The 23,719-nt window shown below is 60.1% G+C and carries 19 protein-coding genes and 3 pseudogenes; 8 read left to right on the forward strand and 14 right to left on the reverse strand.

Annotated features, from left to right (window positions below):
- Positions 1–39 precede the first annotated feature (39 nt).
- Complete coding sequence (locus ACRXB1_RS01785; protein WP_449490885.1) at positions 40–2,052, reverse strand: VTT domain-containing protein; 2,013 nt, start codon at positions 2,050–2,052, stop codon at positions 40–42.
- Between the two features lie 235 nt (positions 2,053–2,287).
- Here ACRXB1_RS01785 and ACRXB1_RS01790 point away from each other — a divergent pair.
- Positions 2,288–2,395, forward strand: a pseudogene (locus tag ACRXB1_RS01790) (DUF2934 domain-containing protein); the annotation flags it as partial.
- A gap of 98 nt (positions 2,396–2,493) precedes the next feature.
- Here the strand turns inward: ACRXB1_RS01790 and ACRXB1_RS01795 are convergent.
- Positions 2,494–2,811 carry a hypothetical protein gene (locus ACRXB1_RS01795; RefSeq protein WP_449490901.1) on the reverse strand — a complete coding sequence of 106 codons (318 nt, stop codon included), beginning with the start codon at positions 2,809–2,811 and terminating at the stop codon, positions 2,494–2,496.
- 431 nt (positions 2,812–3,242) lie between these two features.
- Between ACRXB1_RS01795 and ACRXB1_RS01800 the strand changes: the two genes are divergently transcribed.
- Positions 3,243–3,629, forward strand: a complete 387-nt coding sequence (locus tag ACRXB1_RS01800; protein ID WP_449490886.1) for an H-NS histone family protein — start codon at positions 3,243–3,245, stop codon at positions 3,627–3,629.
- A 78-nt stretch (positions 3,630–3,707) separates the two neighbouring features.
- Here the strand turns inward: ACRXB1_RS01800 and ACRXB1_RS01805 are convergent, their stop codons facing one another.
- The 6 genes from ACRXB1_RS01805 to ACRXB1_RS01830 all read right to left on the reverse strand — a co-directional run bounded on the left by ACRXB1_RS01805 (position 3,708) and on the right by ACRXB1_RS01830 (position 10,876).
- A complete protein-coding gene (locus tag ACRXB1_RS01805; RefSeq protein ID WP_143325501.1) occupies positions 3,708–3,959 on the reverse strand; it encodes a hypothetical protein in 252 nt (83 codons plus the stop codon).
- Between the two features lie 190 nt (positions 3,960–4,149).
- Positions 4,150–4,434 (reverse strand): hypothetical protein, encoded by a 285-nt coding sequence (locus tag ACRXB1_RS01810; RefSeq protein WP_083637493.1) that lies wholly within the window; start codon positions 4,432–4,434, stop codon positions 4,150–4,152.
- 173 nt (positions 4,435–4,607) lie between these two features.
- Positions 4,608–4,958: a copper-binding protein gene (locus tag ACRXB1_RS01815; protein ID WP_449490887.1), complete on the reverse strand. Its 351-nt coding sequence runs from the start codon at positions 4,956–4,958 to the stop codon at positions 4,608–4,610.
- Entirely contained in the window at positions 4,955–8,131 is a 3,177-nt protein-coding gene (locus tag ACRXB1_RS01820) for an efflux RND transporter permease subunit (RefSeq protein ID WP_449490888.1), read from the reverse strand. Before ACRXB1_RS01820 ends, ACRXB1_RS01815 begins: the two co-directional genes overlap by 4 nt.
- Positions 8,128–9,579, reverse strand: a complete 1,452-nt coding sequence (locus ACRXB1_RS01825; protein WP_449490889.1) for an efflux RND transporter periplasmic adaptor subunit — start codon at positions 9,577–9,579, stop codon at positions 8,128–8,130. The genes ACRXB1_RS01820 and ACRXB1_RS01825 overlap by 4 nt, the downstream gene beginning before the upstream one ends.
- A 7-nt stretch (positions 9,580–9,586) precedes the next feature.
- Entirely contained in the window at positions 9,587–10,876 is a 1,290-nt protein-coding gene (locus ACRXB1_RS01830) for a TolC family protein (RefSeq protein ID WP_449490890.1), read from the reverse strand.
- A 222-nt stretch (positions 10,877–11,098) separates the two neighbouring features.
- Here ACRXB1_RS01830 and ACRXB1_RS01835 point away from each other — a divergent pair, with 222 nt between their 5' ends.
- The gene (locus ACRXB1_RS01835; protein ID WP_174364295.1) at positions 11,099–11,371 is read left to right on the forward strand and encodes a hypothetical protein; all 273 of its coding nucleotides are present in this window, start codon (positions 11,099–11,101) and stop codon (positions 11,369–11,371) included.
- 37 nt (positions 11,372–11,408) lie between these two features.
- Here ACRXB1_RS01835 and ACRXB1_RS01840 read toward each other — a convergent pair whose 3' ends face one another.
- The 6 genes from ACRXB1_RS01840 to ACRXB1_RS01865 are packed head-to-tail and all read right to left on the reverse strand — an operon-like array spanning position 11,409 to position 17,800.
- Positions 11,409–12,752, reverse strand: coding sequence for a hypothetical protein (locus ACRXB1_RS01840; RefSeq protein WP_449490891.1), 1,344 nt, complete (start codon positions 12,750–12,752; stop codon positions 11,409–11,411).
- Positions 12,749–14,338 carry a VWA domain-containing protein gene (locus ACRXB1_RS01845; protein WP_449490892.1) on the reverse strand — a complete coding sequence of 530 codons (1,590 nt, stop codon included), beginning with the start codon at positions 14,336–14,338 and terminating at the stop codon, positions 12,749–12,751. The genes ACRXB1_RS01840 and ACRXB1_RS01845 overlap by 4 nt, the downstream gene beginning before the upstream one ends.
- A complete protein-coding gene (locus ACRXB1_RS01850) occupies positions 14,328–15,350 on the reverse strand; it encodes a vWA domain-containing protein (protein ID WP_449490893.1) in 1,023 nt (340 codons plus the stop codon). Before ACRXB1_RS01850 ends, ACRXB1_RS01845 begins: the two co-directional genes overlap by 11 nt.
- Positions 15,337–15,864, reverse strand: coding sequence for a DUF4381 domain-containing protein (locus ACRXB1_RS01855; RefSeq protein WP_449490894.1), 528 nt, complete (start codon positions 15,862–15,864; stop codon positions 15,337–15,339). The genes ACRXB1_RS01850 and ACRXB1_RS01855 overlap by 14 nt, the downstream gene beginning before the upstream one ends.
- A complete protein-coding gene (locus tag ACRXB1_RS01860) occupies positions 15,861–16,823 on the reverse strand; it encodes a DUF58 domain-containing protein (protein ID WP_449490895.1) in 963 nt (320 codons plus the stop codon). Before ACRXB1_RS01860 ends, ACRXB1_RS01855 begins: the two co-directional genes overlap by 4 nt.
- A 17-nt stretch (positions 16,824–16,840) precedes the next feature.
- Positions 16,841–17,800, reverse strand: a complete 960-nt coding sequence (locus tag ACRXB1_RS01865) for an AAA family ATPase (RefSeq protein WP_449490896.1) — start codon at positions 17,798–17,800, stop codon at positions 16,841–16,843.
- A 470-nt stretch (positions 17,801–18,270) separates the two neighbouring features.
- On the opposite strand from ACRXB1_RS01865, the gene ACRXB1_RS01870 reads away from it, so the two are divergent.
- From ACRXB1_RS01870 to ACRXB1_RS01890, 5 genes and pseudogenes are all read left to right on the forward strand, one after another.
- Positions 18,271–19,503, forward strand: a complete 1,233-nt coding sequence (locus tag ACRXB1_RS01870; RefSeq protein ID WP_449490897.1) for a formylglycine-generating enzyme family protein — start codon at positions 18,271–18,273, stop codon at positions 19,501–19,503.
- 44 nt (positions 19,504–19,547) lie between these two features.
- Positions 19,548–20,627, forward strand: a complete 1,080-nt coding sequence (locus ACRXB1_RS01875; RefSeq protein ID WP_449490898.1) for an HAD family hydrolase — start codon at positions 19,548–19,550, stop codon at positions 20,625–20,627.
- A gap of 104 nt (positions 20,628–20,731) precedes the next feature.
- A complete protein-coding gene (locus tag ACRXB1_RS01880; protein WP_449490899.1) occupies positions 20,732–22,423 on the forward strand; it encodes an arylsulfatase in 1,692 nt (563 codons plus the stop codon).
- A gap of 224 nt (positions 22,424–22,647) precedes the next feature.
- A pseudogene (locus ACRXB1_RS01885) lies at positions 22,648–23,145 on the forward strand (fused MFS/spermidine synthase); the annotation flags it as partial.
- Positions 23,146–23,592: 447 nt separating this feature from the next.
- A pseudogene (locus tag ACRXB1_RS01890) lies at positions 23,593–23,719 on the forward strand (polysaccharide deacetylase family protein); the annotation flags it as partial.

Here is a 23,719-nt window from a genome sequence, read left to right on the forward strand (position 1 = left end):
ACCCTTCATTACGCGATGCGCGCGTCGCAACCGGCGCGTTCAATGTCCTTCCGATGCAACCAGCGTGACCGGAATGCCACCGCAACCGGCGCTTCTCGCGACCTCCAGGTCGTGCCACGGCGATGTATCGTTGTGGGTTGCAATCATCGACGCAAGGCCTTTGTCCGGTCGCAAGACATTGAACGGCCACGTGGGACGCACGAGCCGCTCGTGAACCAGCGCGCCGAGCCAGATCGGCGTGGGCGACTGGCCTCCATGATGCTCGACCACGAAGTTCGTCGGCCAGAAGCGCAGGACGTCGCGCTCGTCCGCGCTCAGGTGCGCACGCGTGAAGACGAGCGCCGACGGTTCGCCGTTGTTCAGACGCGGCAGCACGGGCAACTCGGTCGCCGTGGCAGTGGGCGACACCAGCGACAACACGCTGCGGGCTGTTAGATGCGTGCCTTCCGTCCATCCTCGATCCTTCAGTTGCGCGCTGATTTGCGCGGCCGTTGCGCTCCATTGAATGGTGATCGGTTCTCGCCGGTCGCCATCCATGCTGGATCGATAGCAAGAAAAGGTCCGCCATACGGTATCGGTCCATTGCATCGCCGTTACCTTCGTCGGCGCCGGCGCCGATTCGTGCGCCGTCGCCTGAATGCTCGCACCGGATTGCAACACGACGCTTACGCCGACCAGCGTCAAAACGATGATGGGCATCGCCGGACGCGCGGGCGGTTTCGCCGGATACCGCCACACGGCGGTCAGCGCGATCAGGAAGACCCATGTCGCCGCTAACGCAGCGCCGCCGACTGCATCGGAGAATGTGAAGTTGCCGAAGTACACGCCCGCGAACGCGACTGAAAACAGGATGGCGACGGTTGCCATCGCGGTGAGGATTCTCGCGATCATCCCCACCCGGCGCGCGATCAGGAACGCGAGGAATCCATAAATGACGACGCTCGCCGCAACGTGATTGCTTGGAAATGCGCGCAGCCCGGACGCGATTTCGCCCGGCAGCGGATGCAAGGTCGTGATCTGGATTGCGAGGATCAGCAATTGTGAAAAGGCAACGGCGGTCAGCCAGTACGCCATGGTGCGCCATCGACGCTCGAGCGCCATCCACACGACCACGAGCACGGTAAGCGCGCCGAGCGTCGGAACGCTGCCAAGCGTCGCGAACACGGCAAGGACGGCATCGCCCCATGACGACCGGAAGGCCTGGAGGAACCGGTACACCGATACGTCGACCTGAACCAGCGGATCGCCGTGCGACACGTCGTGCAGCGTGGAAAAAAATACGCTCGCCGACACCAGCAACAACACGGAGATGACAGCAATAAGCGCCGCGGCCTGATGCTTCGGATCGAGCACGCCGAGCACCACGCGCCCTGCGAAACCCCGGTCATGGCGACGCGCCCAGTCGAGCACGTTGCGCCGCGAAGTGTCGGTCCAGGCGCGCGCATGAGACACGAGCAGCGTGGTGAGCTTGAGTGTGAGCCAGGTCACCGCGACCGCGATCGCGAGCAGGACGACGAGCCTGAACGATACGGCGCCCGCAAGTTCTATCGATGCCCCGAAGACAACGCCAGGCAGGATATGCAAAGGCGCCCATATCAGCGCGGAGAGAATGTTGATTGCGAGAAAGCGGGTCGAGGGCATGCCTAGCATGCCGGCGACCACGGGCACGACCGCACGCAATGGCGCGATGAACCGTGCAAAGATCACGCTCTTGGCGCCATGCTTTTCGAAGTAGCGCTTGCCAGCCGCCAGCATGCCGGGATGCGTTCGAAACGGCCGCAATTGCGCGATGCTGTTCTTGTAGCGGCATCCGAACCAGTAACTGGCGGCGTCGCCGGCAACCGCGCCCGCGATGGCGCATGCGAAGACCCAGCCAAGATTGAGCACGCCGGTGCCGACCAGTGCGCCGGCCACGAACATTGCCGTGCTGCCGGGTATGAATGTGCCGATGAACGCTATCGATTCAAAAAATGACGCGAGCACGACGACCGTCAGCGCCCACCCCGGGTGGCCGGCCAGGACATGCAGCAACTTGAAATAGGCATGCTCCATCTTGCGTCTCCGGACCCTGCGCTTTTGTCGGATTCTAAGGCTGTTTAGGTTGGCGGGAGAGGGGTATCGATCCGGTCATCCATACCCGGTAACTCTGACTCTAAAGCGTCTCTTTGCCGTGCTATCAAGCAAAAATGTCTGCGCATGGAATGCTCATTGCTCAAGAGAAACATCCCACAAGCAAAATGCTGCTCCTGTAACATAAATGCACGATTATCCCGTTACGGTTAACTGAATGGAAAATAAATCATTGGAAGAACGCCTTCGTCTGCAGGCTTATCATCTGTGGGAAGCAGATGGCCGTCCACATGGACGCTCCGACGAGTATTGGCAACGAGCGCGCGAACTCCTTGAACGCGAGACATCGGCGGATAGCGCAAGTGGTGCGCCTGCCAAGAAGACTACGCGGACCAAATTGAACGCGGCGCCTGTTAATACGGATCACGTCGACGCGCCGAAAGCCAAACCCAAAGCGGCAAGCAAACCGGTCGCCAAGAAAGCCGCAAAGCCCAAGGCCGCGGATGCAGCTGAGAAGAAACCAAAGGCTGTAGCCGAAGCGCCGGCCAAGCCGGCCAAGAAGGCCGCGGTAAAACCCAAAACCGCCACCGACGCAAAGCCTTCCGGGAAGGCGGCGCCGAAGCCAGCAGCTAACGCGACAAAGGCAGCCGCTAAAGCTCCGAAGAAATAAAAAACAACACTTGAGCCGCGATGTTTTATCGGCGAATGGCAGCGCGTTTTGCGCTGCGTTTCATGGAGCAATCATGCGTAAGGTTTTAGCCGCAGTTTTATTGATCGCGGCCGCAAGTGCGATCGTGCCAACAGAGGCAAGTGCACGGCCGCGTCAGGAATGTCGGCGCGTCTGGGTTAATGGTCATTATGTGCGGCGCTGCCGTCCAATTCCGCCGCCGCGGCATCACCATCACCGGCCGCCGCCGCGTCACCGTCCGCCGGCGCATAGGTACTAAGCCGTTTCCAGCGATCCGCGTTCAGCGGGTCGCTGCTGTCTTGCCATCTATGAATCCAAAGAATCAAGTGCTCACAGCGCGCAACTAACCTTGTCTTCAGTATCTGCAAATAAACGCAACGAATCCGCAGATACATTGGCAATTAAAATCAAGACAGTTTGAGTCTCTTCCGCAATGAGTAAGCGCGTGGCATAGTGCGGAAAATGACTTCTTAAGGAACCCAAAATGCCTACCCTTGAACAGATTCAGGCCAAGCTGAAAAAACTCAAAGCGCAAGAGGAGACGTTAATTACAAAGCGCAATCAAACGGTCCTCAACGATATCCGCAAGCTCATGGACAAACACGGTCTGACGACCGCTGACATAGAAGCCCACGCTTCATCGCCTGCGAAACGCCGTGGACGTCCGGCGGGATCGACGGCAAAACCCAAGGCAACGCGATCCGTCAAAGCGAAATCCGCAAGCAATGGCAAGCTGCCCGCGAAGTATCGTGATCCCAAGACTGGCGCTACGTGGAGCGGATGGGCGCGGCCGCCCGCCTGGATCAAGGACGTAAAGGACCGGACGAAGTATTTGATTGATGGCAGTGCTGGAAACGGCACGGAAGGCTAAGCGGCGGACAAAAGCTTCCAGAACCTGGTCAAAAGCTTCTGACGCACGGGAGCGGCAGTATTGAATAATAAAAGCCGCTCAAGCTGACCCGTCTTTACCGATGCCCACCACCACCGCCTCCGTGCCCACCGCCGCCCCCATGCGCGCCACCGGACCATTGGCCACCGTGACCGCCATATCCGCCACCGTGCCCATGGCCACCCCAGTAACCGCCATGACCACGGTCGTAATGACCGCCGCCCCATCCGCCGCCGATATAAACGCTGCTATATGCAGGCGCGTAGCCGTAATAACCAGGCGCGGCGTAGCCTGGACCGTAAGGCTGGCCATATCCGTAACCCGGCGCGACAACGCAGCCGCCGAGCGAAGCCAGACAAAGTGCCAATGCAATTGACTTGAGCATGTGATCGTCTCCCGTACTTATTAAATAGGAACCGAATACCGTTGCTTAGTTCAAGCGCAATTGTGTCCTTGGATTACGATACCGAGCCGGTTTCCGGGGAATGACCCCCGTATTGCATTACTGCACGGTCTTGGAAGCGCCCGGAGCGTTGTTAGGTGCCATGGCGTCCATGCTCGTGCTTTTGTCCATGGTTGGGTTTTGCGCAGTACTGGACGTGACACTATTGGTGCTCGATACCGGATCGCCCCAGTGCGTCATTCCCGCCGTCGCCGCTCCATGCGCATTTCCGCCGCCGGTACCGCCCTGACCGTTGCCGCCACCTTGTGCGAATACCACAGCCGAAGCACACAGCGAAGCCACCGAAACGCCCGCCACCACAACTCTCAGCATTGCCTTTTTCATGGATGTTCCCCTTAAGGCGCGAGTGCGAAATTGCGTCGCGTCAGAGCTATATACGTGGCTTACAGGACGCTGGATGCAGCGTGGGAATTTGAAGTTTCATTTCGGATTGGTTTGACTCGTGCAAAGGCGAAAACAAATCGCGCTGCAGAGCGCGATTTATCGTCCAACATGAGTTATTGCTTTTGCATCGTCACGATCGTCATGGTGCCGCTCACGTCTTCAACGCGCACCTTCACTTTGTCGCCCTCGTGCGCCTGCTTGAGCATTGCAGCGTCTTTCGCCTTGAACGCCATCGTCATGGCCGGCATGCCGACGTTTTGCAATGCGCCGTGCTTGAGCGTGACCATGCCGGACGCGGTATCGACTTTCTTGATTTCCGCATCGGTCAACGCGCCTTTGGTCGACGCAGCCGGACTCGTCATTGCCCCGTTCATTTTCATGCCGGCCATGTCGTCGGCAAGAACTGATTGTGAAACGGCGAGCGCAGCACTGAGTGCCATCGTTAGACAAACAAGCTTCTTCATTTGATTTCTCCAGATTGAGTAGAAGGCACCAACGTGCCAAGGGGATGCCGCAACTGCCGGCGCTTCACGAGCAACCATGCAGCGGGAATGACGAACATGGACAAGAGCGGCGCTGTGACCATGCCGCCGACCATGGGTGCAGCAATGCGCTGCATGACTTCCGAGCCCGCGCCGTGGCCGAGCATGATGGGGATCAGCCCTGCAAGGACGACGGCGACGGTCATTGCCTTGGGGCGGACGCGCAGCACCGCGCCTTCGCGGATGGCATCGATCAGAAGCGCCTCGGTCATCACAACTCCGCCATGAAGCCGATGATCGAGCGCCCGCTTGAGATACAGCAGCATCACCACACCAAACTCGGCGGCGACCCCGGCGAGCGCGATAAAACCCACAGCCGTCGCGACGGAAACCGCATGACCCAGAGCCCATATCAGCCAGAACCCGCCGACCAGCGCAAATGGCACCGTCGACATCAGCAGCAACGCATCAGCAGCGGAATTGAAAGTCAGGAACAGCAGCACGAAGATGATCACGAGCGTGACGGGAATCACCGTGCGAAGTTTCGCCGATGCACGCTCCAGATATTCGAACTGTCCCGACCACGCGATCGAATAACCGGGCGGCAACACGACCTTTTCGGCGACAGCGCGCTGCATTGCCGTCACTGCGGATTGCAGATCGGTGTCCCGGATATCGACGTACACATAGCCCGCAAGCCGCGCATTCTCGCTGCGAATCATGGGCGGCCCGTCGGCGATCTTCAGCGCCGCGACATCGCCGAGCATGATTTGCGCGCCGCGCTCTGTGACAATGGGAAGCCGTCGCAAGTTCTCCAGTGAATCGCGAACCTCGCGCGGATAGCGGACGTTGATAGGGAAGCGCTGCCGGCCGTCAATCACCTCGCCCACATTTTCCCCACCCACCGCCGATGACACTACCGACTGGATATCGGCAATCGCAAGGCCGTATCGCGCAGCCTTGAGGCGGTCGATATCCACATCGATATAACGACCGCCGTTCAGACGCTCGGCGAGCGCGGACGACACGCCCGGCACCGTCTTCACGGTCGCCTCGACTTGGGTTGCGAGCCTGTCGATCACGCCGAGATCGCCGCCCGATATCTTTACGCCGACCGGCGTCTTGATACCCGTCGACAACATGTCCAGCCGGTTGCGAATAGGCGGCACCCATACGTTCGATAACCCCGGCACCTTCACCGTCTTGTCGAGCTCATCGACGAGTTTTTCCGGCGTCATTCCCGCGCGCCATTGATCGCGCGGCTTGAACTGGATCGTGGTCTCGAACATTTCGAGCGGCGCGGGATCGGTCGCGGTATCGGCGCGTCCCGACTTGCCGAACACCGTTGCAACCTCGGGCACGGTCTTGATCAGGCGATCCGTTTGCTGCAATAACTCGGACGCTTTTTCCGCCGATATCCCCGGCAACGCGGTGGGCATGTAAAGCAGATCGCCTTCATCGAGCGGCGGCAAGAATTCCCCGCCTAAGCGCGAGACTGGAATCGCCGTCAGCCCAAGCGCGATCACCGCAAGCGCGATCGCAACCCACGGACGACGCAACGTTGCCTCAAGCAACGGCCGATACGAACGAATCAACACGCGGTTGATCGGGTTCGCGTCCTCGTGCGGAATGCGGCCGCGCACGAGATATCCCATCAGCACTGGAACCAGCGTGACCGACAACAACGCCGCCGCTGCGATGGTGTACGTCTTCGTGAACGCCAGCGGCGAAAACAGCTTCCCCTCCTGGCCTTCGAGCGAGAACACGGGAATGAACGACATCGTGATGATGAGCAGCGAAAAGAACAACGCGGGCCCGACTTCTGCCGCCGATGCCGCGATCAGTTCCCATCGCTGCGATGCGGTGATTGGCTTATCCGGGTGGGCGTGCTCATGCGCTTCGAGATGCTTGTGGGCGTTTTCGATCATCACGATGGCGGCATCGATCATCGCGCCAATCGCGATGGCAATGCCGCCGAGGGACATCAGGTTGGCATTGACCCCCTGATAACGCATCACAATGAACGCAGCCAAAACACCCAGTGGCAGCGAAAGAATCGCTACAAAAGCGCTGCGCAAATGGAACAGGAACAGCGCGCAGACCAGCCCGACGATCACGAACTCTTCGATCAGCTTGTCGCGCAGGTTATCGACGGCACGTTCTATCAGCTTCGATCGGTCGTAAGTCGTGACCACTTCGACGCCTGCCGGTAACGACTTCCTGAGCGTATCGAGTTTCGCCTTGACGGCGTCGATCGCGGTCAGCGCATTCTTGCCGGAACGCATCACGATCACGCCGCCCGCGACCTCCCCTTCACCGTTCAATTCAGCAATGCCGCGACGCATCTCCGGTCCGATCTGGATCCGCGCGACGTCGCCAAGCAATACCGGCGTGCCCGAATCACTGGTGCGCAGCACGACGTTGCGGAAGTCATCGAGCGAATGAAGATAGCCTGATGAACGCACCATGTATTCGGATTCGGCCAGCTCGATCACAGACCCGCCCGATTCCTGATTGGCTTTTTTCAGCGCGTCGGTGACGGTCTCTTGCGTGATGCCATAAGCGCGAAGTTTGTCGGGGTCGAGCACGACTTGATACTGACGCACCATCCCGCCAATCGATGCCACCTCCGACACGTCCGGCACCGCCTTCAGCTCGAACTTCAGGAACCAGTCGTTGAGCGCGCGAAGCTGACCGAGATCGTGCTTGCCGGTTTTATCGATGAGCGCGTATTCGTACACCCAGCCTACGCCGGTTGCATCGGGTCCCAGCAAAACCGTCGCACCTTGTGGAAGCCGGCTTTGCACCTGGTTCAGGTATTCGAGAACGCGTGAACGCGCCCAATATTGATCGGTCTTGTCGTCGAAGAGGACGTACACGAACGCATCGCCAAACGACGAATACGCGCGAATCGTCTTCGCGCCCGGCACGCCGAGCAACGTCGTGGTCAGCGGATACGTCACCTGGTCTTCGACCACTTGCGGCGCCTTGCCGGGATACGACGCCTTTATGATGACCTGGGTATCGGACAGATCGGGCAGCGCGTCGAGCGGCGTCTGCGTGACCGAATACATGCCCCAGCTCGTGATCAGAAGCGTCGCCAGCAGGACCAGGAAGCGGTTCGTGATCGACCATCGAATCAGTCGTTCGATCATTTTCCGGCCTCCATGCGATCCACCTTGGTGAGCTGGTAGCCATCGTCGGATTGCCTGAACGCGAAGTGCACGGTCTCGCCGGGTTTGACATCGGCGAACGCGATGGGCGACGGTTTGCCGAAGCTCATGGTCATCGCGCCCCATCCCAATGCAGCTACGGGCTGATGCGACAACGTGATGTCGTGGCCAGTCACGGCTTCGACCTTGCCGGTGGTTTCGTAGGTTTGAACCGCAGGCGCAAGCCTTGGCAAGACCGACTTCAAGCTCGCCTCGGAATCGATCAGGAACTGGCCCGATGCGACGACTTCCTCGCCTTCGTTCAAGCCGTTGAGCACTTCGGTATCGCCGCCGGTATCGATCCCCGTTGTGACCGTGACGGGTTGCAGACGGCCATCGCCTTGCTTGACGATCACGACTGAGCGCTTCCCTGTTGTGATAACCGATTCCGAAGGCACGACAAGCCGCGACGCCTTGGTTGCGCCTCCAATGCGCGCGCGCATCAACATGCCGGGGGTGAGCTTCAAGTCTTTGTTGTCGATCGAAAGGCGCGCCTGCAACGTGCGGCTTCCTGCAGTGATGCCGGGCAGGGTCTCGCGGATGTGACCGGTGAAATGCTGCGCGGCATCGCCCGCGAACACGGCATCCACGCTCATGCCGGGTTTGACTTGCAGCGCCATTGCTTCCGGCACTTCCACCACGAGCCACAGCGGATTCAAGCCCGCGATCTTGGCGAGCGTCTGGCCGGGTGCGACCATCGCGCCATCGCGTACGTCGAGTTCGCTCACCACGCCATTCGACGGCGCCGTCAACGTGACGTGCGTCTGTGCTTTGCCGGTGCGATCGAGGCTCGCGACCACGCCATCGGGAATCGACAACGCCCGCATGCGTGCACGCGATGCCGCGAGCATCGAATCGTCCATGCCGCTGCGTTTCAACGCCAGATATTCCTCTTGCGGCGCGAGCCAGTCAGGAACGAACAGCGACGCAACCGGCGCGCCCTTGCTGATGCGCTGCATCGGCGCGTTCGCATACAACCGGTCGATGTAACCCGTCACGCGCGACTGAATGACGTCGGCGAGGGATTCATCGAACTGCGTTGTTCCTACTGCATCGAAGTTCGTCGATACATCGACTCGGCGAGCGGTGGCGTATCGAATGCCAAGGTTTTGCTGAAGGCCCGAATCGATCTTGATGCCTGTCGAAGCACCGCCTTCGTCCGCGAAAACAGGCTCTAGCTGCATGTCCATGAAGGGCGACTTGCCGGGTTTATCGAAGTGCTGGTTCGGCGACATCGGGTCGTGCCAATAAAGCACCTTGCGGCCGGCATTGGCTTCCTTCGCGGGCGTGTCGTCTTTGGCGCGATGCGTCCCTGCAACGTAACCCGCCGCAAGCAACGCGGCCGCCGCGAACACGGCAAGGACAGCGCGCGTGATGGTTTTTTTGTTCATCGTGGTCTCACTGTCCGTAGGTCATCGATGGCGGCACGATCTGATACTCGAGCTGCGCCCAGGTGAGCGATACATCGCGTTGAAGATCGAGCACTCGCAGGCGTGCATCGAGCACCGCGCGTTTCGCGGCGAAGGTGTCGGCGAGCGACCCTGTTCCGGCGCGATAAGCCGCGGTCGATAACTGCAAGCGTTGATCCGCGGCCGGCACGAGCGACGTGTTCAAGTTGGCGACGCGATCGCGTCCGCTCGCGAGCGTGGCGGAGAGGGTGCGGATGTCGGCATCGACTTGTCGTCGAGCATCTTCATACATGAGACGCGCCTTGGTGCCGAGTTCGGATTTCTCGGCGGTATCGCGGTCCTGGCGGTCGCGCCGGTTGAGCGGGATCGGAATGCTGACGCCCACTGACACCATGTTCGAGTACTGGCCGCCGCGCTGCTGATACGAGACTTCCCACGTCCAGTTCGGATTGCGGTTGCTCTGCGCGACGGCGGTGTCGGCATCGGCAACGGCGATTTCCGACGATGCGCTGATCAACGCAGGTTCGACACGCTTCAATTCATCCGGTGGCAGCGACGCAACGACCGACGTTGGCGCGGGCGGATCGCCGGAAATATCGCTGATGGGCGCGGCCGTCCATCGCGACAAACCGATAAGCGCCGTCTGCAACACTTGCTGCGCCTTCAGCAATTGGTCGCGTGTTTGCGCGAGCATGAACTGCGCTTGCGTGACGTCGGCGGCGCTCGCTTTTGCGCCTCGATACGACGCCTGCGTCGCGGCCAACTCGTGCACCATGTGATCGACAAGTTCTTGCTGCAACAACAACGACTGCTTTGCGTAAGCCGCGTTGAGCCATGCGGTCGCCGTCTGCTCGCGCACATTCACCAGTTGCGCGAGATAGCCGGAGCGTTCGCGATCGACTTCCTGATTGGCAAGCGCCGTACGCAAACGCCTCTTCTCAGGCGACACCCATTCCTGTTCGATGTCAACACGCCGCATCGTCATGAAGTCCTGCCCGATGGTGAAGCCTTGCGACCCATTCACAGGCAAGTTGTCGATACCGGCCTTGAGCGTCGGATCGGGTAACTGACCAGCCCGGATGACGCCTTGTGAACTTGCACGGACCGATGACTGCGCGGCCTGCATGGAAGCAGATCGATCGGTCGCCGATTGCAGTGCTGCATCGAGCGTCAAAGGCGTTTCCTGGGCAAAGGCTTTGACGCCGCCAAGCAATAGAAGAAAAGCGAGCGCGCGCTTACGCCCATGCCGGAATACCGGCACGGTAATAGATGAATGCATTTCTCAACCCCAACGGTCGATCCCCATAGGGAATCACGTCCTGAGTGCAGGACGACCTCGCCGCGCAAGCAGCGAACATTTAGCGAAGGGAATTAAAGTGAGCGAGGAGGTTTCCACAAGCCATCAGGCTCGCGGACGAAGAGCGATTGTCTGGCGTGGAAAAACACAGGCCGATATGCCCGCAAGGTCCGCGCAATGCTTGGCGCAGAGGCCGGAATGGTCATGCAGCCTATTTGGCACTGCACGTCCATCTTGCATGGCGAACTTTTGGATTTGCTGTCATGCCCAGATGATGAATCCGATACCGATGCCATGGAATCACAACCCGGCATGGACTCAGCCATGGCGCTTGTGGCATCCATGGTCATGCTCTGCATGGGACACGGTCCGGCCGAGCCGCTGGCTGCCAGCCCTGTTAAGGGCAGCACCGAGCAAAGCCACAAGACGAACAATGTGCGCAGGATTTTCACGACGGGAAGTATAGCTCAGCGATAATTTCCGTGGTTTGACACTGAAGCGCTTTTCTAAAGGCTCAGTATTTGTTGAGCGGCGGAAGCGGCGACTTGGAATTACGTAATTTACGCTTTTGCTTGATGGTCCGGTCAAGCGCCTTCTCCGATTTGCGCCAATCGAACCTGGTCTCAAGCTGATCAGAATAATGTCCATGGACGGCGCTAATTAGTACATTGAGCTGTGGCTCGCCTGGCGAGTTCAGTTCGTCCACTCGCGCCGGGTGCTTGAGTTCAGGGCTTCGATCCATCCATCGATAAAGCAAGGGAATCGCGGACTTCAACGATCCCTTGCGCGCGGCAAGACGCAACGCTCGCCATGCCGGGCCGGCGCCGTTCGCATGGCGTTTTCGCGCATCCAGCAGCGCTTGGCTTAAATGCCTGAAGCGTGTCGCAAGCCGCGGATATACCCAGATCAAAGCCAGCACCAATATCAGAAGCGAGGCCACCAGGATCGCTTGCCAACGATCGATTACCAGGATTCGATGCGCGCCACCTTTGGACAATGCATCTGCGGGAATATCGAATAGCGGCCTTTCCTTCGCAGCTAACGCCGTGAAACTTACGGCCGGCAAAGCGATTGATTCCCTTTTTTGCGTCGCGATATTCCACCACTCGATTGTCACGGGCGGCAGCTTGAAACTGCCGCTGTGATCGATGACGTAAGTCACGGAATCAGTGCGCTCGCCTGCCACCAAACCGGCACGATCCTGAATGACGTTCTTGGTCGACGATGGTTTTGCGTATCGCTTGAGCCCTTCTATTTCGCCGAACTCCACCGGCGGAATCAGCATCGATTCGGTTCCTGCGGCGACCTGCGTGATGCTGCGCGTCAGCGATCCACCAGCCTTCAGGTCATGTAGCGACGGCGTGATCGTTTGCGTCGCGCTCAGTTTGTCCGTCGGAAAAAACACGCGCATTCCTTCAGCGCCTGCCGGGACCGTCGCGACGAGCTTCAATGGGGGCGTCGTCAATGTGACCGGGCTAGTCGAGCCGCCAGGATGAACGGAAATCGGGAATGCGGGAATGCTGAGCGTTCCGGCCGCCTGGGGGACGATCCTGTAAGCGCGGCTTACGCCGAACCACTCGACCCCGTCGATGCTCTCGTGAAGGTTCTGCGCTTGTTCATCGGGGAAAACGACAAACGCGCCGGGTACATTGAACAGCGGCCAGTCGGGCGCGTCGGTAAAAAACGTCGTTGTCAGGCATTCGACGATCAGCTTGACGTCCGAACCCGCGACCACCGTACCCGATGGTTCCAGATGCACGCGAACCTTGAGCCGGGGCGCGTCTTGCGCGAAGCTCGACGTGATCGAGATGCATAGCAACACGATTGCACATAGGCGCAAGATCCATCGTGAGGTCATGGCGCACTCGCGGGATTGGCATCGGATTCCTGCTCGAATCTCCGATGCAAAAACGCAGCCGGCGATGTATTCAGATTTCGCATCCAGACGTCCTCGGCGGGAACGGCAATCAGCGTGCTCTGCTCGATCTTGCCTTTCTTCTTTTCGATTTTTATGTCGTCGGATTCTTCGTCCTCTTCGTCTTTTTGCGGTTCCTGCTTGGGCTTTTCCAGAAGCTTCTTCAGCATCTCGCGATTGAACGTCGCTTCTCGCATGCCTGGCTGAAGCGTCAGAGCCTTGCTGAAGGCTTTGATTGCAGAGGGATAGTCCTCCAGATGCGCAAACGAGTTGCCAATGTAGAAATACGACTGCGCCGTCTTCAGCTTCGAGAACGACTCGAGCGCACCCGTGTAATCGCCCGCAAGGTATAACGCGCGACCCTTCCACAAAGGGTCGTCGAAGCATTGCGCAGCCGCTTTGAAATCGGCGTGTTCGAAATACCAGCGGCCCTGTTGATCATGCGTGGCGAACAAGTCCACCCAGTTCCACGATGCCGCTTGCGCGTCGCGAGGCGCTGCGCTGAAGGCCAGTGCGAGCAACACGACCGGCAGCCATTTCACGGTCCAGCCGCGGCGAAAGCCCAACGCGCCGACCAAGAGTAGTGGCAACACGAGCCAGTAACCCGCCTCTTTCCAGCGCGGCGTGCGTTTCGATTCATCGACTTCCGCCAGCCATGTTTGCGCACGGCGTTCGACCCATGCGACGTCGTCGGCGTCGGCGCGCACGCTCGCGAGCGGAATGCCTGCATCGTGCGCGACTCGGCCGATGCCGTCGGCATCGAAGGTACCCATCAAAGGAAGACCATCGGCCCCCAGCGCAAGCGCGCCATTCGTGCCTCGAATCGCGCCGCCGTCCTTTGTTCCGACCGCGAGCCACAGCAGTTGATGATGCGACTGTTTGGCCTTCGCGACGAACGCATCGGCACGATCCGAATCGAAACCATCGCTGATAATAACGATCGTACCGGCTACGGGGTCATTCGCCAGAAGCTGCTCCGCAATGTCGAGGCCCGCGCTAGCGTTCTTGCCGTCGCGCGGCATGATGGCAGGCGTGAGCGCCGGCAAGTACAACTCGAGCATGGCCGGGTCTTCGGTTGGCGGCACGACGAGATGCGCCGTCGATGCAAACACCACGAGCCCCGTGCGTGCACCCTTGCGCGCGTTTGCGAGGTCGAGCACCTTTTGCTTGGCGCGTTCCAGGCGGGTCGGCGCGACATCGGTTGCGTCCATCGAATGAGCGAGTTCGAGCACGATCACCAATGGCGCCTTGTCCTGGTTGAACGGCGGCCGCTCTTGCTGCCACGTCGGACCAGCGACCGCTATGGCCGCCAGCCCGATAAACAAGCCGAGCGTATGCACCGGTTTGATCCATCGACGCGCTGCGTCGCCAACAATCAGATGTTCGAGCAGCAAAGGCGAAATGATGGTCCGCCAGCGCGCATGCACGCTGTTTCTCCGATGCCAGGCGAACGGCAACAACACGGCCGGAACCAGCAGCCATAACCAGTACGGCCGCAGGAAATGAAATGCGGTGAGATCAATTTCCATGCGCCACCTTTTCCGCAGGTTCACGGCGCGGCGCACGAAGCACCGCAAGCAGCAAAGCCAGGCAGTGATACAGCGTGAGGATCAACAGCGCCAATGCAAGCGGTATCCAGAAGAAATCACGCTGCGGCCGATACGTCTCGCGCTTCACTTTCTCGGGCGTCATCTTGTCGAGGGTCGTGTAGACGTCCGCCAGTTCCTGCGGATTGCCGAGCGCGTGAAAAGACTCGCCGCCGGTGATCTCCGAGATCCGTTTCAACGCATCGAGATCGACCTTGTCCTCGCCCGTTGCGCTCGGGTCGCCAATGCCTATCGTGTGAATGATCAGCTTGTGATTCTTCGCGATATCGGCCGCGCGTTCCGGCGGAATGGCGCTGCTTGTATCGTTGCCGTCGGTCAGCAGGATCAGCACCTTCTCCTCTGCTTGCGACTTGTCCATGAGCTTGACCGTCAGGCCAATGGCATCGCCTATCGCCGTGCGCGGGCCCGCCATGCCGATCTGCATCTGGTTGAGCAGCAACAGCACGCTGTCATGATCCAGCGTCAACGGCGCTTGCGGATACGCGGCCTCGCCGAATACCACCACGCCAATCCGATCCCCTTTGCGCTTCGCCACGAACTCCTTCACCACGCCCTTGACCGCCGTCAGCCGGTCCATGCGTTCGCCCGTCGCCGGGTTGACGAAGTCGCGCGTGCTCATCGATTGAGACAGGTCGATTGCAAGCATCAGGTCTCGCGCGGGTTCATCGTGGGTAACGGGCGGCTCCACGAATACCGGCTTTGCCGCGGCCGTGACAAGCATCGCCCAGAGCAGCGGCATTGTCAGGCGCTGCAGGACATTGCGCCGCAAACGCACACCGCCGGGCGCGGGCTCTTCACCCGCTGCTTGCGCCATTTCGTGAAAGAACGGCATGCGTATGGCCGATGTAGTCGTTCGCCACGCCGGCGCGAACCACCATACGATCAGCGGCACGGGCAGCAACAAGAACATCCACGGGAAGTCAAATTTCCACATGATGGCGCTCGATCCAGTCGCGTGTCGCGCTTAGCAACGTGTCGACTTCTTTCTTTGGAAGCGCCGCGATCTGTTCAGCGGGCGCGTAGCTGATCAGCGTCAGCAGCGCGCCGCTGCGTTCATCGAAATGACCGTTTGTGCGCTTGAGAAATTCGAGCCACGCGTCACCGCTCAACGCGGCGACGTGTTCCTTTGGACGCGCTGCAAGCGATGTTCGTTTGATGAGTGCGGGAATGGCGGTGAGCGTCGCCGCACGGACGGATGCGTCATGCAAAGCCGCTTCGATCTGACCAAGCTCGGCCAGTGCAACCCGCCTGTAAAGCGCCCTCTTGTGACGTCGCCATCCTGCGCAGGCGGCCCAAAGCGCAGCCAAAAGCAACACGACTAAAACCGCAAGCCATCCGACTGTTTGTGGCGCCCACGAGACCGGATCCGGCAGGGGCAATTCCTGCAGCGCGGTGAGTGCGGCCGGTGTGCCGTCGGGTCGCAGCGAAGCGTTTTGCGTGTCGCTCATAAGCCGCTCGCAAGCGTCGGCCGCACGCGTTCGCCGAACAAGCGGCGTACCTGATCGACCGCGGGTTCATCGGTCGATAACGCCATCAGCGGCACGCCGCTCGATCGCAGCAACGCGGCGACTTCATCGGTGCGATCCTTGAACAGTTCGGCAAGCGGCGCCCTCACCTTTTCCTTTTCGATACGCAATTCCACTTGCAGCCGTCCTTCGCTGACAACCAGCGCGCGATGTTCCGGCATGCGCTGCCAAAGCGGATCGAAGACCATTGCAGCGATTACATCGTTATGCCTCGCCAACTGGCGCAAAAGCTTGCGCGTGCGCTCGGTGGCGCCCGCAAAATCGCTCACGATGCAGATCAGGTAATCGTGTCCTGCAAGCTGCAACACGCCTTGAAGCGCGGCATCGAGTTGATCGTAATTGGTTCTCGCGGCACTTTCCGCATGCAGCGCCTGGTTCATGCGTGCAATGGTGCCGAACAGAACCTTGATGCGGCTGCGGCTGCGCAGCGGGCGGATGCGAACGACGCTGCTGTCGTCGAAGATCACGCCGCCCACACGATCCCCCGAAGCAAATCCCATCCACACCGCAAGCGCCGCGACCTCCGCCGCCACGACCGACTTGAACGCGCGGCTCGATCCAAAAAACATGCTCATGCGCTGATCGATAACGACGAGCAGCGGCCGGTCCCGCTCTTCCGTATAAGCGCGAATTTGCGGCTTGCCCAGACGCAACGAGACCTTCCAGTCGATGTGGCGAATGTCGTCGCCAGGAAGATAAGCGCGGATCTCTTCGAAGTTGAGCCCGCGTCCGCGCAAACGCGACGCATGGCCTCCCGACAGAATGCTCGACACCGGCGCCGGCGCGATGAAACTCAACCCGCGCGCACGAAATTCGAGCTTGGCGAGGTGCGCCGCGTCCACGTACACGCGGCCAATATCTGACCCGGATGCCACGACCATGATGGTCCTCCCGCGCCTTATGCCGGTACGGCCACTTTTTCGATGAGACGATCGATCACGCTGTCAGCGCTGATGTTGTCGGCGTTGGCATCGTAGGAAAGAATCAGCCTGTGACGCAGGACTGGATGGATGACAGCGCGCACGTCATCGGGCGTGACGTAGCTACGGTCTTCAAGCCACGCATGCACGCGGCTCGCACGATCAAGACCGATCGCGCCCCGCGGACTTGCGCCGATCTCGATCCACTTGCCGAGGTCAGGGTCCAGCTCTGCGCCATGCCGCGTCGCATTGACGAGCGACACAATGTATTCATCGATAGCTGGTGCTACCCTGATTTGCCGCACGGCACGGCGCACCTCGAAGATGACGTCCTGAGCAAGCGTCTCGGCGACCTTGGGCGAGTCGTTACTTTCACGTCGGAGCATACGCAACATTTCGCGCTCGCTTTCAGGGGATGGATACGTGATCAGCACCTTGAACAGGAAACGATCCATCTGCGCCTCGGGCAGCGGATAGGTCCCCTCCTGTTCGATCGGATTCTGCGTTGCCATGACGAGGAACAACTCGGGCATTGCGTGGGTTTGTCCCGCGACCGATATCTGCCGTTCTTCCATCGCCTCGAGCAGGGCGGACTGGACCTTGGCAGGCGCGCGATTGATTTCATCGGCGAGAATCAGGTTGCCGAATATGGGGCCGGGCTGAAAGCGCAGCGTTCGTTCGGTACCGGACTGCAGGAGCGTCTCCGCGCCGGTGATGTCGGACGGAAGCAAGTCGGGCGTGAACTGAATGCGGCTCATGCTCGCCGCCAACCGCGTGGCGATCGCCTTGACCGTACGCGTCTTCGCGAGCCCGGGGAGGCTTTCGAGCAGGACGTGGCCGTCGGCGAGAAGCGCGATCAGAACCTGACGGACGACTGCCTCTTGCCCGACTATTGCCTCGCAGACGCTCGCTTCGAAGCGAAGGATCGTTTCACGCATGGCCCTGAATCCCCTGAACGTTTCAATCCCGGATGTCCGGCTGATACCGCTTGTCCTCCCGGACGTTAATGCACGTTGGCCCGTTCGTCAAAGATTCAGCGACCGCTAAAAAATCCTCGAAGTGCCGTAGAAAAGTTGTTGCCTGCTTCTGGCAAATATGAGATTGGTGGTTACTGATGACGGTGACGTCGGAACAGTGAATAAGGATTCGGCATCGCTTGAAGCGGCCCTTCTAGCGTATGTGATGAAGCACGCCTCTCCGATTTTTCTGTTTGAAAGAGATCAAAGACGCAAGCTTTTAAAGCCATGAATAACGTCCATTTTTCGTTAGTCAGAATCAGACTATTAGAAATACTAATTTAATCCACCGCGATAAGAAACAGGAATCGCGCCTGCGCAAATTTCCGAACTATGACTGAATTCATGCGCCAATCGGCGCGACACGTCGAACCCGCGTGAGAGAACAAGCCATGAGCGTACGCAAACCGGCATCGGTGAAAACAGCTACTGCAGGCAGCGATCAGAGATCGGCGCGCGTTGCAAAACCGTGGCGCAAGCTGGTGCTTTGGGGTGCCTTGCTGGTCCTCGCACCGGCGGTGGTGGGCGCGGCAGTCAGTCTGGCCGTGAAGTCGCACGAGACGCCACATCCGCAGATCGTTTTCGGCGATGGATCACGTGGTCCGCTGGAAATGGCGTGGATTCCGGGCGGCCAGTTCGAGATGGGAAGCGACTCGAAGCAGGCGCAAGTGAACGAACGTCCGGCGCACAAGGTACGTGTGCATGGTTTCTGGATGGATCGTCATCACGTTACCAACGCCCAGTTCGCCGCGTTTGTGAAAGCAACCGGCTATGTCACGACGGCGGAAAAGAAACCCGATTGGGAATCGCTGAAAGTCCAGCTTCCGCCGGGCACGCCACGACCGCCTGACAGCGCAATGGTCGCGGGCGCGATGGTTTTTGTCGGCACAGGTCAGCCCGTACCGCTGGAAGATTATTCGCGCTGGTGGCGCTATGTGCCGGGCGCCGACTGGCGTCATCCGAGCGGACCGGACAGCAGCATCGCGGGGAAAGACGATCACCCTGTGGTGCAGGTTTCTTATGAAGATGCGCAGGCTTATGCCAAGTGGTCCGGCAAGCGCCTGCCCACCGAAGCGGAATGGGAGTTCGCCGCACGAGGCGGTCTGGAGCAGGCCACCTATGCGTGGGGCAATCAGTTCGCACCCGGCGGCAAGCAGATGGCCAACGTGTGGCAAGGGCAGCAACCGCAGTCGTTTCCCGTCGTCAATCCGAAGGCCGGCGGCGCAGTGGGAACCAGTCCTGTGGGCACTTTCCCGGCCAACGGCTACGGCCTCTCCGACATGACCGGCAACGCGTGGCAGTGGGTTGCCGACTGGTATCGGGCGGATCAGTTCAGGCGCGAGGCGAGCGCTACGAGCGTTGTGGAGAACCCCGTGGGACCGTCGAATTCCTGGGATCCGGCCGATGCAGGCGTGCCCGTTGAAGCGCCCAAACGCGTGACACGCGGCGGATCGTTTCTTTGCAACGAAGACTACTGCCTGAGCTACCGGCCAAGCGCACGGCGCGGTACCGACCCCTACAACAGCATGTCGCACCTCGGTTTCAGGCTGGTCATGGACGAGAGCGCGTGGGCAGATCTGCACAAGCACCAGCAGTTGGCGCGCGCCGACGTGCCGGGCGGTTAGACGCGCCGGTCAACTGATCGCATTACTTCGGATGGACACGCTCGATGCTGCTTCACACCCGACGCCATTGGCTCACCCGTTTATCGGCAAATGCCGGCGTAGCATTCGTCGCACTTTGCCTCGCCGGCTGCGCGGGCCAGGGCACATCGAACACGTCCGTAGCTCCAAGCTCAACGCCGAGCACAGCGCCGGTTGCGAGCACGTCCGACGCGCTGCCTTCTTGGAGAGACGGCGCGGCCAAGCAAACCATCCGCAAGTTCGTAGCGGATGTCACGCGCGAAGGCTCGCCAAACTTCGTTCCGCCTGCAGAGCGTATCGCTGTATTCGATAACGACGGCACGTTGTGGAGCGAGCAGCCGCTGTACTTCCAGTTTGTGTTCATGCTGGACCAGGTCAAGGCAGCCGCACCGAGTCATCCGGAATGGAAGAGCAATCCGGCGTTCAAGGCGCTGGTCGCGAAGGACTACGGCGCGCTCGCCGGTCAGCAAAAGGAGTTGATGCAGTTGATCGCGGTTGCAAACAGCGGCATGAGCGTGGATGACTACGACAAGACCATCCGCGGCTGGCTTGCAACGGCGCAACACCCGAAATTCAAACGCCTCTACACCGAGCTCGTCTATCAGCCGCAACTGGAACTGCTCGGCTACTTGCGCGCGAACGGGTTCAAGACGTTCATTGTGTCGGGCGGGACGATCGAGTTCATGCGCCCCTGGGCGGAAAAGGTCTACGGCATTCCGCCGGAACAGGTGATCGGATCGAGTCAGGTCGTGAAGTACGAACTCGTCGATGGCAAGCCCGCGCTCATACGCATGCCGAAGCTCGATTTCGTCGATGACGGTCCGGGCAAGCCAGTCGGGATTTATCGGAACATCGGTCGCAAGCCCATCCTCGCGTTCGGCAACTCGGACGGCGATCTGCAGATGCTGCAGTACACGGCTGCGGGCGCCGGTCCGCATCTCGCGCTGCTCGTGCATCACGACGACGCCACGCGCGAGTTCGCGTACGACCGGCAATCGAAGGTAGGCAAGCTCGATAAAGCCTGGGACGAAGCCATGAAAGACGGCTGGACCGTGGTGAGCATGAAAGACGACTGGCAGACGATTTACCCGGGCACAGGGCAATAGCAAAAGCAATAACGATCAGCAAGGGACTCGCGATCGATCAGGTCATGCGCATCGTTTTTACAAGCGAGAAGCAACGACCGGCAACAACGTCATGGAGCAACACGATGAGACCGTTCTTTCGAAAGGGGCGCTATGCCCTGGGGGTATCGCTTGTCGCCCTCGCGGCAGTGATCGCGCTGGTGGTTCCTCCCACCAGGCTGACCGCGCAGACGCAGGGGGCGGTCAAGCCCGCCGCACCCGCCGCAACCAGCGCAGCCAGACCGGCTAACCAGAGTTCGTCCAAGCCGAACATTCTCGTGATCTTCGGCGATGATATCGGTCAGGCAAACATCAGTGCATACGCGCATGGTGTAGTCGGCTACAGGACGCCGAATATCGACCGGATTGCCGCTGAAGGCATGATGTTCACGGACTACTACGCGGAGAATAGCTGCACCGCCGGGCGTTCGTCGTTCATCACCGGCCAGACTCCGCTGCGTACCGGACTTTCGAAGGTCGGCGCGCCGGGCGCACCGGTCGGTTTGCAAAAGGGCGACATCACCATCGCGCAGGCGCTCAAGCCGCTGGGCTATGCGACGGGCCAGTTCGGCAAGAATCACCTTGGCGACCGCAACGAATACTTGCCGACCAATCATGGCTTCGATGAGTTCTTCGGCAACCTGTATCACCTGAATGCCGAGGAAGAACCCGACCGCGAAAACTGGCCGCAGGACAAGAACGATCCCTACGTGAAGAACTTTTCTCCGCGTGGCGTGATTCACAGCACGGCTGACGGCAAGGTCGAAGACACTGGCCCGCTCAATGCAAAGCGCATGGAAACCATCGACGACGAGACGGGCCAGAAAGCCGCCGACTTCATCACGAAGCAGGTGAAGGCCAATACGCCGTTCTTCGTATGGATGAACTTCACGCGCATGCACGTCTTCACGCACGTGCGGCCGGAGTTCAAGGGCAAAAGCGGCATGCGGGGCAACGAATACGCTGACGGCATGTGGGAGCACGATCAGGACGTCGGCAAGCTGCTGAAGCTGCTGGACGATCTCAAGATCGCGAAGAACACCATTGTTGTGTACACCACGGACAACGGACCTAATGCATTCACCTGGCCCGACGCCGCGACCTCGCCGTTCCGAAGTGAAAAAGACTCCAACTGGGAAGGTGCTTTCCGCGTCCCTGCAATGGTTCGGTGGCCGGGCATGATCAAGCCGGGAGAGGTATCGAACGAGTTGTTCTCCGGGCTCGACTGGTTCCCCACGTTGCTTGCCGCAGCAGGCGATGGCGGCGTGAAGGACCGGCTGCTGAAAGGCTGGTCGCCAAAAGCCGGCGGGACGAGTTTCAAGAATCACCTCGATGGCTTCAACCAGTTGCCGTATCTCACAGGCAAGTCACCCAAGGGAGCACGGACCGAGTTCTATTATTTCGACGACGACGGCGATCTCGTTGCCATGCGATGGGATTCGGAAGGCACTGCGTGGAAGGCTGTGTTCTGCGAGCAGCGCGCGCAAGGGAACCTGAACATCTGGCAGGACCCGCTCATCTGCCTGCGTCTGCCAAAGCTATTCAACCTGCGTATGGATCCGTACGAGCGAGCCGACATCACCTCGGATCAGTACAACGACTGGGCGACGAAAAACGTCTACCTGAATGGCGTCGCCACACTAAAGGCATCGACGTTCCTGCAGACCTTCGTCAACTATCCGCCGAGCCAGAGGCCGGCAAGCTTCAGCGTCGACGGCGTGCGCCGGCAGGTGGACAAGAAGATCGATGAGTCGTTCAAGAAGCGCGGCCTGGAATGAGTGTTCAGGCAACGCGTTGAGCATGTTTTCAACCCGCCGCGTCCACCGGTCTCACAGCCGGTGGACGCGGCTCATTTGCTGATTCGACCATGACCCAGACGCTTGCCACGCGTGCCAAGGCGCAACATCGCGATAAACGCGCAAGTGCACCACGACGTCCGGAAGCGTTCGCTCAGACCGGCAAGCCGGCCCGTCCTTCACTGAATATTTCGTGGCCCGCGTTGATGTTGTTCGCATCGGGCGCGGCATCGTTGATTTACCAGGTGCTCTGGATCAAGCAGCTCGCGCTCGTCGTGGGCGCTGAAGTGCAGGCCGTGACGACAGGCGTCAGCGCTTTTTTTGCGGGGCTCGCGCTGGGCGGCTGGCTATTCGGACGCCTTGCCGACCGGCAAAAGCATCCGCTGCACGTGTATGCGTGGCTAGAATCGTTTGCACTCATTCTGGCCGTTGGCACGACGCTCGCGCTGGCTCATTCGGCGCGCTCGTTCGCCACGATGCAGGATCATATCGGCGTGCTTGCGTGGGCGCTTCCGTTCGCGTTGGTCGGCGTGCCCGCCGTGTTGATGGGCGGCACGCTACCGGTTTTGATGCGTGCCGTCGCTCCACTGAGTGGCGACGTCGGGCGTGCAGGCGGGCGTTTGTATGCAGCCAATACCGCGGGCGCTATCGCGGGGACACTCGCGGCTCCGTTCATCCTCATTCCCGCGCTCGGCGTGCAAGGCAGCGCTATCGCCGCGGCCGCGTTGAACGCTGCGGCAGCAATTTTCTCATTCGTTCTCAGCCGGTACGTACCCGCTTCTACGCCTGTCGATATGGCCCCAACCAGCGAAGAAAGGAATCGCGCCCGGCTGGCGCTGGTTCTGTATGCCATCGCCGGCGGCATTGCGCTCGGCTATGAAGTCGTCTGGTCCCAAGCCATCGTTCAGTTCATCAGCACACGGAGCTTCGCGTTTGCCATCGTGCTTGCGACCTATCTTTGCGGACTCGTGGCCGGCAGCGCGCTCGTGTCCCGTCAAGCCGATCGGGCACGCGATCCGTGGAGCATGTTCGCGTTGCTGATCGTTGCTGCGGGACTCGCCGCGATGCTCGGAGTCGCGTTCCTGGGCGACTGGCTATTGCAAGGGCAAGCGTGGGTATCGAAGATGATGTTCGGCGCGACCGGCAGCATGCTGATCGATGCTCGCGAAGCGTTCAGCGCCCGCATGGGCGAAGTGTCGGATCACTTGTGCTGGCCGCAAGGTTTCTTCGACGATGACTACCTGCGTGTTGCTCGCGAAGCCGGCTTCCGCCATTTCT

It is taken from the genome of Caballeronia sp. M23-90 (assembly GCF_053574605.1).

Bases quoted from the DNA above. Each gene is read 5' to 3' on its own strand.
- ACRXB1_RS01865 (WP_449490896.1), bottom strand. From the start codon at position 17,800: ATGCGTGAAACGATCCTTCGCTTCGAAGCGAGCGTCTGCGAGGCAATA.
- ACRXB1_RS01875 (WP_449490898.1), top strand. From the start codon at position 19,548: ATGCTGCTTCACACCCGACGCCATTGGCTCACCCGTTTATCGGCAAAT.
- ACRXB1_RS01815 (WP_449490887.1), bottom strand. From the start codon at position 4,958: ATGAAGAAGCTTGTTTGTCTAACGATGGCACTCAGTGCTGCGCTCGCC.
- ACRXB1_RS01880 (WP_449490899.1), top strand. From the start codon at position 20,732: ATGAGACCGTTCTTTCGAAAGGGGCGCTATGCCCTGGGGGTATCGCTT.
- ACRXB1_RS01810 (WP_083637493.1), bottom strand. From the start codon at position 4,434: ATGAAAAAGGCAATGCTGAGAGTTGTGGTGGCGGGCGTTTCGGTGGCT.
- ACRXB1_RS01870 (WP_449490897.1), top strand. From the start codon at position 18,271: ATGAGCGTACGCAAACCGGCATCGGTGAAAACAGCTACTGCAGGCAGC.
- ACRXB1_RS01860 (WP_449490895.1), bottom strand. From the start codon at position 16,823: ATGGTCGTGGCATCCGGGTCAGATATTGGCCGCGTGTACGTGGACGCG.
- ACRXB1_RS01845 (WP_449490892.1), bottom strand. From the start codon at position 14,338: ATGGAAATTGATCTCACCGCATTTCATTTCCTGCGGCCGTACTGGTTA.
- ACRXB1_RS01805 (WP_143325501.1), bottom strand. From the start codon at position 3,959: ATGGCCAGCCTTACGGTCCAGGCTACGCCGCGCCTGGTTATTACGGCT.
- ACRXB1_RS01825 (WP_449490889.1), bottom strand. From the start codon at position 9,579: ATGAACAAAAAAACCATCACGCGCGCTGTCCTTGCCGTGTTCGCGGCG.
- ACRXB1_RS01820 (WP_449490888.1), bottom strand. From the start codon at position 8,131: ATGATCGAACGACTGATTCGATGGTCGATCACGAACCGCTTCCTGGTC.
- ACRXB1_RS01855 (WP_449490894.1), bottom strand. From the start codon at position 15,864: ATGAGCGACACGCAAAACGCTTCGCTGCGACCCGACGGCACACCGGCC.
- ACRXB1_RS01830 (WP_449490890.1), bottom strand. From the start codon at position 10,876: ATGCATTCATCTATTACCGTGCCGGTATTCCGGCATGGGCGTAAGCGC.
- ACRXB1_RS01835 (WP_174364295.1), top strand. From the start codon at position 11,099: ATGCAGCCTATTTGGCACTGCACGTCCATCTTGCATGGCGAACTTTTG.
- ACRXB1_RS01850 (WP_449490893.1), bottom strand. From the start codon at position 15,350: ATGTGGAAATTTGACTTCCCGTGGATGTTCTTGTTGCTGCCCGTGCCG.
- ACRXB1_RS01800 (WP_449490886.1), top strand. From the start codon at position 3,243: ATGCCTACCCTTGAACAGATTCAGGCCAAGCTGAAAAAACTCAAAGCG.
- ACRXB1_RS01785 (WP_449490885.1), bottom strand. From the start codon at position 2,052: ATGGAGCATGCCTATTTCAAGTTGCTGCATGTCCTGGCCGGCCACCCG.
- ACRXB1_RS01840 (WP_449490891.1), bottom strand. From the start codon at position 12,752: ATGACCTCACGATGGATCTTGCGCCTATGTGCAATCGTGTTGCTATGC.